Annotated in this window: 11 protein-coding genes; all 11 read right to left on the bottom strand. The window is 38.1% G+C overall.

The genetic code is table 11. From position 1 onward, the window contains the following. Positions 1-31: 31 nt before the first annotated feature. The 11 genes from IGJ39_RS04385 to IGJ39_RS04335 all read right to left on the bottom strand — a co-directional run bounded on the left by IGJ39_RS04385 (position 32) and on the right by IGJ39_RS04335 (position 14193). On the bottom strand, positions 32-2170 hold the full coding sequence (locus IGJ39_RS04385; protein ID WP_195339115.1) for a glycosyltransferase family 2 protein: 2139 nt from the start codon (positions 2168-2170) through the stop codon (positions 32-34). A gap of 31 nt (positions 2171-2201) precedes the next feature. Next, complete coding sequence (locus IGJ39_RS04380; protein ID WP_195339116.1) at positions 2202-3788, bottom strand: class I SAM-dependent methyltransferase; 1587 nt, start codon at positions 3786-3788, stop codon at positions 2202-2204. Continuing rightward, positions 3778-4998 (bottom strand): ABC transporter ATP-binding protein, encoded by a 1221-nt coding sequence (locus IGJ39_RS04375; RefSeq protein WP_010735938.1) that lies wholly within the window; start codon positions 4996-4998, stop codon positions 3778-3780. Before IGJ39_RS04375 ends, IGJ39_RS04380 begins: the two co-directional genes overlap by 11 nt. 11 nt (positions 4999-5009) lie before the next feature. Next, positions 5010-5816: an ABC transporter permease gene (locus tag IGJ39_RS04370; RefSeq protein ID WP_019722596.1), complete on the bottom strand. Its 807-nt coding sequence runs from the start codon at positions 5814-5816 to the stop codon at positions 5010-5012. Positions 5817-6154: 338 nt separating this feature from the next. After that, positions 6155-7384 carry an EpaQ family protein gene (locus IGJ39_RS04365; RefSeq protein WP_195339117.1) on the bottom strand — a complete coding sequence of 410 codons (1230 nt, stop codon included), beginning with the start codon at positions 7382-7384 and terminating at the stop codon, positions 6155-6157. A 118-nt stretch (positions 7385-7502) separates the two neighbouring features. Continuing rightward, a complete protein-coding gene (locus IGJ39_RS04360) occupies positions 7503-9518 on the bottom strand; it encodes a DUF7657 domain-containing protein (protein ID WP_065096423.1) in 2016 nt (671 codons plus the stop codon). A 46-nt stretch (positions 9519-9564) separates the two neighbouring features. Beyond that, positions 9565-10416, bottom strand: a complete 852-nt coding sequence (gene rfbD / locus IGJ39_RS04355) for a dTDP-4-dehydrorhamnose reductase (protein ID WP_019722599.1) — start codon at positions 10414-10416, stop codon at positions 9565-9567. Between the two features lie 450 nt (positions 10417-10866). Beyond that, a complete protein-coding gene (gene rfbB / locus IGJ39_RS04350; RefSeq protein WP_010735943.1) occupies positions 10867-11895 on the bottom strand; it encodes a dTDP-glucose 4,6-dehydratase in 1029 nt (342 codons plus the stop codon). Positions 11896-11918: 23 nt separating this feature from the next. Further along, positions 11919-12491, bottom strand: a complete 573-nt coding sequence (gene rfbC / locus IGJ39_RS04345) for a dTDP-4-dehydrorhamnose 3,5-epimerase (RefSeq protein ID WP_010735944.1) — start codon at positions 12489-12491, stop codon at positions 11919-11921. A 13-nt stretch (positions 12492-12504) separates the two neighbouring features. Next, entirely contained in the window at positions 12505-13371 is an 867-nt protein-coding gene (rfbA, locus tag IGJ39_RS04340; protein WP_010735945.1) for a glucose-1-phosphate thymidylyltransferase RfbA, read from the bottom strand. A gap of 111 nt (positions 13372-13482) precedes the next feature. Continuing rightward, positions 13483-14193 (bottom strand): glycosyltransferase family 2 protein, encoded by a 711-nt coding sequence (locus IGJ39_RS04335; RefSeq protein ID WP_023519364.1) that lies wholly within the window; start codon positions 14191-14193, stop codon positions 13483-13485. Positions 14194-14195 lie beyond the last annotated feature (2 nt).

Below are 14195 nucleotides of genomic sequence, written 5' to 3'. Positions count from 1 at the left end.
TTTGTTGAAGGCATAGCATAATATGCAAGAATCATTCTGGTCGTAATGAAAAATCGCCAATTCCTTGTTTGGTCAAATTGTCATTATAGAAAGGATCATGTGCGATATATTTTGGCCATTTATCTTGCATTTTTTTGATTTCACCCGCAAAGCGTTTCTGCTTTTCTGGCGTATCTTCGTACCCGCGAGATTTTGACTCAAAGTGATATAGTTCAACCTGATGAGCATACACATTGTTTCTGCCCAGTTCATAGACTTTAAGACATAAGTCTACATCATTGAAGGCAACTTGTAATGTCTCATCGAAGCCACCTACCGCTTTGAAATCATCCGCTTTGACCATCATACAAGCGGCGGTCACTGCTAAATAATCGACGTCGATCACTAATCGTCCGAAATAGCCACAATGTGTGCGGTCATAATTATTCAACGCGTGACCAGCGACGCCACCGATGCCAACGAGTACACCCGCATGTTGCGTCGTATCATCTGGATAGTAAAGTTTTGCACCCACACAGCCAATTGAATCAAACTGAGCATATGAGACCATCGTTGTCATCCAATTAGGAGCGATCACTTCCGTATCATTGTTCAAGAATAAATAATACTTTCCACTAGCTTTTTCAGCAGCAAGGTTATTGATACGGGAATAGTTGAATGGGATATCGATCAATTCGACAATAAAGCGTTCTTTTAGTTGTTCCTTATATGAGTCGAAAAGATTTTGCATCTTCGGATCAGTACTACCATTATCAGCTACAATGATCTCGTAGTTAGGATAAGTCGTTTTTTCGATGATCGAATCAATACACATTTTCAAATCGTCATACCCATTTTTGGTCGGGATGATGACGCTGACTAGATCCTCTTGTAAGACATCATAATTGATCTCATAAAACCCTGAGATTCTTCCTGGGCGCACTTGCCCTTTGATATTCCTGCGAGCTAATGCATCTGTCAAAGCTTTCACACCAGAATCGTAAATATAACTTTTAGCTTCTCCACTGCTAGCTGTTGATCCTGGAATCGTACGCCAATGGTAAAGGACACGATCGATATGATAAATATGATCTGCTGGGATCTTTTCTGTAAAACGAAGAACTAGGTCATAATCTTGTGAACCTTCATAGCCTTTTCGGAACCCACCTAGTTCTTTGACGATACTTAATCGATAGACGCCTAAATGAGAAATATAGTTATTTCCCATCAAAGTATTGGGTGACCAGTCTGCTTTAAAATGAGGATCGAAGCGATTGCCATCAGCATCGATCTTATCTTCATCACTATAGATCAAATCAAGTTCTGGCCGATCATTCAAGACATTGACTACTTCAAACAATGCATTGACAGGAAGTTCGTCGTCATTATCAAGTAATGCCATGAATTCCCCTTCAGCGATCTCAAGCGCAGAGTTCGTGGCTATACTGATATGCCCGTTTTCTTCACGAAAAACAACTTTGATCCGTGGGTCTTTTTGCTGATAACGTTCTAAACATTTATGGATTTTAGGATCGGTAGAGGCATCATCACTGATACACAATTCCCAATGGTCATATGTTTGAGCAATCACAGAATCGATACATTTTTCTAGCCATTTGATTTCTACGTTATAAACTGGCATCACGACAGAAATCAACGGACGATAGCCAAAGGCTTGGGCTTTTGTTTTTTGTGCTGCAACGTCGATTTGTTCATGCTTAGCGATCCATTGTGCATAGTCGATCGAACCTGGTTTCAATTCCATTTTCACACGACGTACAGCCTTTTTTAGGCCATGCGTTCGAGCATAGTTCAAGCCTTTTTTTAACAATCGTTTTTTCTTTTCTAAACTCGACTCGATGCCATCATCATAAGGATAGCGTCCATTCAATTTGACGGCTATTCCATTTTGATGATCTTTCGTTTGAAAATCTAAAATTGCTTTTCCCTTCATCTTTCCAGATAATCGAAGATTAAAACCACTTTGCGTTTTTACATCCAAATCATAGAGATGATTGATATCTAAACGCACGACTGGTGTATTTTTTGCTATAATATTTTCTTTTTCAACTTGGATCGTCGGTATTTCTTTCGTTACTTCATCGATTGCCCAACCAACGATCAATAAATCGCCAGTCGCCCGCTCACGAGTGATTTTATCGATAAATACAGCAATTTCTTTTTTTTGCACTGGTTTGGTACTCCTTTATCTAATAAGTTATTTATATTTCAACTAGCCAAGACTGCCCATTTTCTGCAATCAATTCGATCAAAAATGATTTTTCTTGTTCACACGCTATCTGGATCTCAAAACCAGCTTTTGTGTGGGGAGGAAGTTTTTCGGCTTCATTCACTTCGGCTCGCTCAATCTGCTGAACCTCGAAGAATGGTGATTGATCTACAGACAACTTATAAGATAAAGGTTTACGTTCCGCATTTGAAATTCCCCATCCAATGATTTTGAGTAATTTTGTTTCTGGATCCCAATTTTTTTCGTCGATACAAAGAGAAAGATCTTTGGCTTGGATTTTTTTTGCCGTTTCTTTTGGTCTCCCTAATCGTCCTTTTGGCTTTATTGCCCAATTGTTAGGCTGCAACAAGTCAAAATATCGATCAGCCGTAGTCTTCAAGACATTCGTCAGCTCTTTATTCTCTATTTGCAAGTGCTGGTTTTCTTTTGTTAATCTCTCGTTTTCAGCAGATAGTTCTTTTTGAACAGCAGCCATAGGTTTGATTTCTCTAAGGACTTCAGCCATCGTTGCTGGTAATTCACCAATGAATCGATAATGGCAAGCGATTTTGATCGTTTCTCCACTTATATCGGTCAATTCTAGTCTTGGTGCTTCTGATCCATCAAAGATATAACAGTCTGTCGCTGTTTTGATGACCGCATTCGATGCGATAAAATCAAGCTTTACTCCGTCTACTTCAACACTGAACTCAAGGTAACTTGGTTGCTTTTCAAATTGAAAAATAAAACTTGCCGATTCTTCTGTCAGTGGAAAAGTCAATACTTGGTTTTCTCCCGTATAATTATTGAACGGAATCTGTAATGTTTCTTCTTGCGTACTCTTTTTGATGATTTCCATCATTTTGACATAATTTGAATTTTGCGGTGAATTGATTTTAGCTTCCACATTTGGGTGTTTTTTCAATGAAAAGAAGTACTGATACACTTCGCCAAATGGGCGCATTTTGAAATCATAACGAACTGCTTCTGGTAAGTCAGTATATGCCGACTTCAATTCAGTATCCCCTACTGCTAGATATAAATAATCTTCAATGTTGATGTGCAGATCAGCGTTTGCAAATACTTTTTGAAAGCCTTCGTGGGTATAAAATGAATTATGTGTTTCATCTAGTAGCCCAAACGAAGCCCACGGCAATTCGTTATTAAAGAGGTGGATCAATACAGAATTATGCACGAGATTAGGAAAAGTAATCAAAATCTCGCCTTCTTCATTTAGAAACTCTCTGACTTTTTTTAATGTCTTCAAAGGATCCACTAAATGTTCCAAGACATCTGCAAATAATATATAATCAAACGTTTGACCAGCATAATATTTTGCCCATTCAAAACTTTCAATATCGCCATAAAAACCATCTTGTGCAATTTCATTGACGTAATCAAACAGTTCTTTGTCCAGTTCAACGATGCTTACTTCACAGTTTTTTGCACCGATCAAATGTTTCGTCATGCGTCCATTGCCTGGACCAAATTCCAAGACTTTACTTCCCGGTTTGATTTGTCCGACAATCTTACCTACGCTACTTTGTTCATCTAAATCCATTTCGAAATCATACTTCATTGTTTTGATCTCCTTCTTTCCACTGGTGATCCAAGACCACGATCCCTTCACCAATATAAGAACCCGTCACAAATAAGTTCATATACTTCGTTTTATAAACTAATGGAACAGTGGCATTTTCTTCAAAAACCGCCACATCGAAATAGTATTCGCCAGCAAGTAAGCCTAACTTCTTATACTTGAGATAAAAGACGTTTTTTCCTTTTTCCCAAGGAATCGTGATATCGTCCAGTAAGGTATTCAAGCCACAGACATAGAAATTATCGACCGTTCGTAGGGCAATCCCTAATACAGGTTTTTTGATGGTATCATCTTTCACTTCATAAGTAACCTTGACATAAAGATCTTCCCCTTGTTCTAACATATCGATTGGTTGCTTGTTTTCATCTAGTAACTCAGCACTTAACACATCGACGATATCTGGGGCAGCAAAACGCTCCACTTGATTTTTGTTACGATCTACTGTTTTTACTGATTTTTTCTTTAAGAAGTTTTCGTAATTGGTTGTCACATCCATCGTATCACCAAATTCTACAACTTCACCATTTTTTAGCCAGTAAGAACGGTCGCAGAAACGACGGATCGAGCTGATATCATGGGAAACAAATAAAATCGTCTTCCCAGAATTTTTGATTTCCGTAAATTTTTCCATACATTTCAATTGAAACTCCAAGTCACCTACTGCGAGTGCCTCATCAACGATCAGAATATCTGGATTGACATTGATCGCTACCGCAAAAGCTAAGCGTACGAACATCCCACTTGAGTAAGTTTTAACTGGTTGATAAACGTGGTCTCCGATATCTGCGAAATCAATGATGTCATCCACCATCGCATCGACTTCTTCACGTGAAAAGCCAAGTACCATTCCGTTTAAATAAATATTTTCATACCCAGAATATTCTGGATTAAAACCTGAACCCAATTCAAGTAAGGCAGAAATCTTTCCTTCGATCTCCATGGTTCCACTTGTTGGAGTCAAAACGCCTGTAATGATTTTGAGCATCGTTGATTTACCAGAACCATTTTCACCGACAAAACCAATCATTTCACCTTTTTTGATCTCTACATCAATATTTTTCAATGCATAGAACACATCATGGTACGATTTCTTGAACGGATTCAAAGCTTCTCTAAAACGATCCGTCGGTTTCGCATACATATTATATGATTTAGTGATGTTGTTTAATTTAATTGCGTATTCTGTCATAACTATACTCCTTACAGCACATCTGAAAAATGTGGTTTCAATCTACGGAACACTAAGGAACCGATTACGAACATGATTAATGTAACTACCCAAAAATAGATTGTATAAGTACCATGTTCCCAGAACCAAGCTTGACTTAAAAATGATTCACGGTAACCTTGAACAACATAATACAGTGGGTTTAATTTTAGAATCTTTATGATTGCTGGATTAAATTGACTAGGACTCCAAAGAATCGGCAATGTCCACATAATCAGCTGTAGCAAAATTGTGATAAATTGCATGATATCTGGTATAAAAGGTTGAATCGATGCGGTCAACCACGTCAATCCGGTCAAAAAAGCAACCATACAAAATAGATAATAAATCAATTGTAAAGACATGACCGTTGGAAAAATACCATGTCCCATTGTTACGACTAAACCAATCAAAATAAAGAACATATGTGAGTACAAGTTTGAAAGGATTTTAGTTGTTGGTAAGATACGAATATTGAATACCACTTTTTTCACTAAATAGGTGTATTCTCGGAAAACAAGTGTTGTAGAGGTAAACGCATCTGAGAAAAAGAACCATGGGACCATCCCTGTGATCAGATAGACGATAAACGGATACTTTCCGTCAGTCATTGCCGCTTTCAAGCCGAAGCCAAAGACTAACCAGTAAATGAGAACCGTAAACACGGGATTGATGAACGCCCATAAAATCCCTAAAAATGAACCCGCAAAACGCGATTTAAAATCGTTTAACGAGAATTGAAGTAATAGCTTTCGATTTTGATAGATATCCTTCATAAATAAAAACAAATCTTTCAACATTTGTGTTCCTCCAAGCAGTTTCAATTAATTACAGTCAACAGCCATTTTACCACATATTGAGCCAAGGACTGCGATATTCGTTGTTTCTTAATTTTCTATTAAGCAAACTTTTTGTCAACGTTACTATTTTACAAAAGATGATACTTAATTGCAATGAAGCAAAAAACGTGGGCCTGCCAAAAAAGGCTTACCCACGTTTTTATTTTTTTGATTGAGGTTGGAACAGAAGTGTTTAGCCTTATTTCCGAAGTGCTTGCTCCTGTTTCCACCATTTATTCGATTCTAAGGTGACAGACAAAATAATTGTTGCTGTTGTCTCACACCCCTTATTTTCAAATTCAGTGATAGCGTGCAAGTCTTGAAGTTGACAGTTGATTTTCCTCTTGTATTTTTATTTGCTTACCTGGTGGCTGATCGTAACGATGACTTGCCATCGCTAACAACAAGTAGCCGATAGGTACCCAAGGAAAAGAAGTCAATGTATCTTCCATAAACGATTGGATCATTACTGCCATGAATGCCCATAAGAACGTAAGCTGTCCATTCGAATAATCAGCTTTTAGTGTTAGTCTTCCAACAAAAACAAGTAATAAAATCCCTACAATTGCGATTCCTATCAATCCATATAAATTCAAAATAGAATTATAACTATTGTGATTACCTAAAACCTCATCCCCACGAAAATAAAGAAAAGGCTTCATTCCAACCAGTAGTTGCTCTGTACTCTCGGAAATCGTTTGATAAAATTTCAGCCATATGCCCTCTCTTCCAGTGAAGAGATTGATCTCTTCAGAAGTAGCAGCTAAATAGGATATCGGTAGCGCCAAGCTAAAAATAGCTAAATAGCCGATAAAAGGTGCACGAATAAATTTAAAGAATCTTTTAGGCCAGATATCCAATAAAGCAAAAATGATGATCGCAATCAATGCCGAGCGTGATTGACATACCCAGATCCCTAAAAATGCAGCAATGATCGCTGGTACTCCAAGAATCCGAATATACCAACGTTCAAATGAACTGGCGAAACCACTGATCAGTAGTCCAAGCATCATCAACGAGCTGCCGATCGTATTTGTATTGATCCAAATATCGGATAATTTATTATCTTGGTTCCATATACTTTGTCCTTCAGGTACTTGAATCTCTGTAAATACTCGATATACCGTCACAGCAAGGAAAAATGAGAAGACAAGCAAATAAATTACCCGATCTACTTTGTCAAATTCGATCCACTTTACACTCAATCCAATCAGAATCAAGATTGGGATCAACAGATTACCTGCCAAAGAACCTTCTCGTATTCCACTGAAATACGTATAGAAACAGAAGATTACAACTGCTGCTCCTAGATAAAAAAAGTCAAATCCTCTTGCTTTATAGATATTCAGTCCTGTTAAGACAAATACACCAAAAGTGACGAACTGTGCGCTATGTTCATATAAAAATAAAGTAGCTGGTGTGCCTATACCGATCGTCCAGACAGAAAAAAGAGCGATCAGCATCAGTAACAAGATCCCAGTACTCATTTTATTTATGAATTTTTCGACAAATGTTTGAATGGTTTCCACCTCCTCTTCGAAATAATACTTTTTAAAAACGGATCATTAGATCAGCGTTATCACAATGATTTTTAACTGATCCAATATCCCTTTTTTTTGCACACATCTTCTTCAAACTAAAAGTTTTTTATTGACCAGTAGACTGTGTTTGCCAAGTAGCATAGTTTGGATACGCTACTTCATAGATCATGTGCCCATCGTCGTCTGGTCCATATAATTTAGTGAACTGCGCTTCATTGCGCTGGTTATAGTCATCTAATGGACGCTTGGTTACGACATATTTGATGCCTAACTTTTCAGCATCATCAAAATTCAGAGTCACTGAGAACATGTCTGGACGATCTAGTTTGAAGGCTGTATCTTCTTTGGCAATAAAGGCTCTAGTATGGGCATAACGATTGTAGAAACGCTCATATTCCCCTTCTGGATCAATCAATTGCCATGCAGCTTTGTCTGGATAAAAGCGGACCGTATTGAATGCCTTCACTCCTAAAGCCGGTGTGAAATTATAGAGCTCATCTTCGGTTAACCATACTTGACCTGGATCCTGTTGATCGATTTTTTGGATTTCCTTGGCTAACGTTTTTTCAAAAATCGCACCTGTTCCTTGGACAACTGGATTCACAAAGAAACCAGAAGCAATGATCAATGCACTAAATGAAAGGTAGAAAAAGACGCGTTGTCGAAACAGTGCAAATGCTAAAAGGAGTGTTCCCAAAACAATCACACTGATTAACTCAAAGCCAGAGAAATAGCCTTCCATCTTGGAACCTTGTAACGCATAGTAATAGATACCTGCATTAGCAATCAATAAGACGAATTTATACCACGTTGGGATGACATCGTGTTTCCAAATGTACGCGATAAACCAAATCGATAATAGAAAGGCAGCAAAGCTGAAAGTTAAGATCGCACGAAATGGTGGGACAAATGATAACAAGGTCAATTGAGCCATCGTTCTAGGTAAGCCAATGGTGATCCAAAAAATCGCGAAGAGACAAAAGAGCATTAAGATCCGACCAATAATTTTTTGATCGTCGTCTTTTTTCCCAAACAAGACAAATGGACTTGCTAAAAAGACAGTTGGGAAGAAATGGTAAAATAGTGCTACTTCTGAATTATTTGAGAAACTGATATCCTCGAATGGGATTTTCCAGTTCGTTAAGAAATAGAAAAATTCACTAAATTTCCATTTACCACCTGTACTTACTCGATTCCCAGGATACAACGTATTCAAAGAGGCGAGTAACGCATCTTTAGAAATTGACCAAAAATGCCACATGACAATACCAATAAACAACAACGCAGCAGTAATCAATACAGCGTCAAACCAATCCCATTGTATTTTTTTGCGGTAATAGATCAGTAAACCGACAAAATAAAAAACTAATAGATAGGCGAGCATCACTTGATGGGCTGGATAGATAACTAAGATAAATCCGAGACCGAATATGACCACTAATAACATCATCAATGCACGCAGCCACTTTTTTTCATGTTGATAAAAATAATGATAAAAGGCGACCATTAAACCAATTGTAAAGAAAATCAAATCGCCAACGTGTTGCATGAACCACCATTGAACAGCTGGTGAGAAGGTCAATGCAAATGACCCAATCAACGAAAGTGGCTTGTTTCTTTTCGTTAAGATCATCAGGAGTTCAAATCCTAACAGAACCATGACTACCAGTTTCATTGCCCAATAAAAGGACAATCCTCGATCCCTTCCCAAAAAGAAGAATCCCCAGTTAAATGGTTTACCGATAACAGTGATATCTTTTACTGGTGAATTGTAGGCAATAATCATATTTTGACCATTCAATGAATAATCTTCATTGATGACCGGATAACCCGATTCTGCTTGAGAGAAATAAAAAGGCGTTTGGACTAGCCATTCATCTGAACGAACTTCTCGATTTTGACCAAAAATCACATCCGTCTTTTTCCCATCATCTCTTTGGGACACATAGTTATCCCAGCTACCGATCGAGCTACCATTCAAGTTGAAGGTCACAACGATAACGATCACCAATAAGCCAATCACATAACGTAATTTCAATAGGATATCTAAAAATAGATTCGTCTGTTCTGTCTCCGGTTCTCGTGATTTATCTCGCCTTGCACTTCTTGTTTGTTTTTCCATAAAATTCTCCAATTTCTTCGTTGTTTCTTTTTTCTAAGGAAAAACCTTATTTGTTTAATTTTTCAGAAGCTTGTAACATTTGTTCAAGTGCTTCTTGCCACGTTGGAATAACAAAACCAAGATCTTCCGTTTTCTTCAGGCTCATCACTGAATATTGTGGACGTGTCGCTTTTTGTGGATATTCGGCTGAAGTAACAGGAGCTACTTCTACTGCTGTATCTTTTAAGATTTCTTTTGCGAATTCATACCATGAACAACTATTCTCGTTTGATAGATGATAGACACCATATGGTACTTTTTCTTCGATTACATAAACCATAAATTCAGCCAGTGTGCGTGTCCATGTCGGACGTCCAAATTGGTCATTGACCACTGTTAATCGATCATGGGTTTGTGCCAAACGTTGCATCGTATAAACAAAGTTATGACCATATACACCAAATACCCATGACGTACGAATAATATAATAATCTTCTAAAATTTCCTGCACTGCTTGTTCGCCTAGTAGTTTTGTACGACCATATTCATTCAATGGATTCGTTGCATCATCTTCTAGATATTCTTCATCTTCTTTTTTACCATCAAAGACATAATCGGTACTGATATAAATCAATTTCGCATTCACTGCTTTCGCTGCCAATGCAACATTTCTCGTTCCGTCTACATTGATTTTTTCATCTAATTCTTTTCCTTCGTCTTCTGCTTTATCGACAGCAGTATAGGCTGCACAATGGAAAATGACTTCAGGCTTTAAGTCTGTGATATAAGCCATTGTTTTTTCTGCATCCGTAATATCCAGTTCTTGGGCGTCAGTCGAAACATAATCTAACCCTTTCTCATCTAATAAATGACGTAACTCGGTACCAAGTTGACCATTTCCACCTGTTAATAAAAACATAACGCAATCGCTCCTTGATTTATTTATTTTTAAACTTTTTTTGTAAAAATATCATTAGCTATCATGTTGTCTTTAATGAACGCTTTATCTTTGAAGTTCGATTCATTCAACTGTTTGTTCGGAGTATTGGACAAAAATAACGGTCTCATTATTTCCCCTTATCCCCAAACAACGGCAGAACACTTATGTGCCAACCACGTTCTAAGAACCAAGCTTATTCTACCATATCGGTTCTCGCTTTTCGAGAGGATGAGCATCCATCCCGCGCTCTTAAAAACTTTTTCATGAAAAAAGGGGCAGCGTCAGTTAAACGCAGTGCCCCTTCAATGACTATTTAAAAAGAGGTTGAGTCTCTCAAGCTATCTATTCAAGCAAGAAAAACATCTGATAAGAGGAAGTCTCTGACTCTTATCTACGCAGCTTGTCCGAGGGAATTCGATTTCTCGCCTCTTATTGTCCATTTTTAGCGTAAGCTGCTTCAACTGCTTCTTTCTCTTTTTGCCACCATTCTTGGTTCTCTTCGTACCACTTAATGGTTTCTGCTAAACCATCACGGAAATTAGTGAACTCTGGTTGCCAACCAAGTTCTTGTCGAAGCTTGGTTGAGTCGATCGCATAACGCAAATCATGGCCAGCACGATCTTTGACATGTTCATAGGCATCTTTAGGCTGACCCATCATTTCTAAGATCATTTCCAATACGGTTTTGTTGTCTTCCTCGCCATCAGCGCCAATCAAATAAGTTTCCCCAATATTCCCTTTGGTTAGGATCAACCATACGGCAGAAGAGTGGTCATTCGTATGGATCCAATCACGAACATTTTTTCCTTCTCCGTATAACTTAGGTTGGATACCACTTAAAATATTGGTGATTTGACGTGGAATGAATTTTTCAATGTGTTGATAAGGTCCATAGTTATTGGAACAATTTGAGATTGTCGCCTTTAGCCCAAATGAACGAACCCAAGCTTTCACTAATAAATCAGAACCAGCTTTTGTTGAAGAATAGGGGCTGGACGGGTTGTAAGGTGTTTCCGCAGTGAACTTCTCACCTTCACCCTCGCCATGACCTGGTAAATCTTCACGTAATGGTAGGTCACCATAGACTTCATCCGTAGAAACATGATGATAACGAACATCGTACTTACGGCAAGCTTCTAGCAATGTATACGTACCAATGATGTTCGTGTGTACAAACGGAAACGGATCTTTAAGTGAATTATCATTATGTGATTCAGCAGCATAATGAACCACTGCATCTGCTTTTTCCACTAATCGATCGACTAATTCTGCATCTGCAATATCTCCGACAACTAGCTCCACACGATCAGTTGGCAATCCTGCTAGATTTTCTTTGTTTCCTGCATAAGTTAATTTATCTAAGACTGTCACATGTACTTCTGGGTGGTTTTGTACAACATAATGTACAAAATTTGATCCAATGAAGCCTGCTCCACCAGTAACAATGATATTTTTCATTTAATCTTTCTCCTCATCAAATGTTAGATTTCACCATAAACAAATGGGTTTTCTGCTTCAAATTCTTTCAGTGTAGGATGATTATGATCTTTTTCAGACATGATCGCTTTTGAAAGATCGATTGGCCAATCAATCGCTAACTCTGGATCGTCAAATGCGATCCCACCGTCTGCTGCGGCATCATAATAATTATCACATTTATATAGGAAATTCACATTTGGTGTCAATGTCACGAACCCATGTGCGTATCCCTTGGGTACAAGTAATTGACGATGGTTATGTTCAGATAAGATATAACTTTCCCACTGTCCATAGGTCGGACTACCTTTACGAATATCGACGATCACATCTAAGACTGCTCCTGAAGTGACACGGATCAATTTTGTTTGAGCGGATGCCCCTTTTTGAAAATGCAAACCACGAATCACTCCGGCTTCAGCAGATAGAGAGTGATTGTCTTGGACAAAATCAAAATCTAATCCATGTTCCGCAAATTTTGCTTTTGAATAGCTTTCTGTAAAGAAACCACGATGGTCCCCAAAAACATCCATTTCGATAATTTTAACATCTGTTAATTTAGTATCCGTCACTTTCATCACTAAAAACTCCTTATTCAGCAGCCAATCTTAATAAATATTGACCATATTGATTTTTTTTCAGTGGTTCTGCCAAAACAGCTAATTGTTGTTTGTCGATATAGCCCATTCGATAAGCCACCTCTTCTAAACAAGCAACTTTTAAGTTTTGACGCTTTTCAATCGTTTCAATAAATGTAGAGGCTTCAAGTAAAGATTCATGCGTGCCTGTATCTAACCAAGCAAAACCACGTCCCATAATCTCTACAGAAAGTTTGCCTCTTTCTAAATATGCTTTGTTGACGTCAGTGATCTCTAGTTCGCCACGCTCAGATGGTTTGATTTCTTTTGCAATTGAAATCACATCGTTGTCGTAGAAATAAAGTCCTGTGACAGCATAATTTGATTTTGGTTCTGTTGGTTTCTCTTCAATAGAGAGAGCTTGCATATTTTCATCAAATTCGACCACACCAAAACGTTCCGGATCATTAACATGATAGCCGAAGACAGTTGCTCCACTTTCTCTAGAGGCAGCACGTTGCAACATTTTTGATAGTCCGCCACCATAGTAGATATTATCTCCTAAAACAAGACAAACACTATCATCGCCAATAAATTCTTCCCCAATGATAAAAGCTTGAGCTAAGCCATCGGGACTCTCTTGAACCGCATATTCAAGGTGAATACCTAGATCATGCCCATTTCCAAATAATTCTTTAAAGCGTGGGGTATCTTGAGGTGTTGAAATAATCAATATCTCCTTGATACCTGCCAACATCAAAATAGACATTGGATAATAGATCATTGGTTTATCGTAGACTGGCATCAACTGTTTCGAGGTTGCCTTTGTTAGTGGATACAAGCGTGTTCCGCTTCCTCCCGCAAGGATGATTCCTTTCATGAATATAAGCGCTCCTTTTTCTTTAAATTTTCACTTTCGTTATTATCTCATCAATCCTACTATTTGTCATGGATTTCTTGAGAATTTAACAATATCTTTTAGGGATATTTTTTAGGGATATTTTTTCCATTTCCGCTGAATGAGTGCTTGGATCAAATGAATCCGCCAAGTGATTTTCTGGCGCCAACTACTCTTCGTTTCAATTTCACTTGCATTAAAATCGTGTCGCCGATAAAGAGTCAGCGGTTCTCGAATAAAGCCCGCATGATTCCCCGCCAGCAAACCGATCCACATATCATGCATCGGTACATTGTCAGGTATCGGTAAGATCGTCTCTTTTAATGAAGAGCGAAAAGCCATCCCTGCACCGATATAGTTACTACGAATCAAATTCGTCAACCAGCCTTCTTTGGATCTTCTAAAGGTAAAGTATGAGGAATGGATCTCATTCAACTGGCTATCTACGATCACTAAATCTGAAATAACTACTAGTTGTTTTGGATGAAGACTAAAGTATTGTGTGATTTTCTCTACTTTCCCATCTAACCATACATCATCTTGATCTGCTAAAAATATCAGGTCTCCCTGAGCTTGTTCAATCGCAAAGCCAAAATTTTTGATCAAACCTTGTTTAGGACCTTCAAAAAGTTTGATACGTGGATCATTATGTGCATATTCTGTTAAGATCGACCAAGTATCATCGACTGAACCATCATCCGAGATAATCACTTCATCTTCTGGAGAAAGTTGCTTTAAGATACTATCCAATTGTTCTTTTAAATACGCGCCACCATTAAAGGTTGCTATACAAACCGATCGCATCA

Source organism: Enterococcus sp. AZ140 (assembly GCF_051714405.1).
Classification (GTDB): Bacteria; Bacillota; Bacilli; order Lactobacillales; family Enterococcaceae; genus Enterococcus_B; species Enterococcus_B pernyi.
This window is presented reverse-complemented; position numbering and strand designations above follow the sequence as displayed.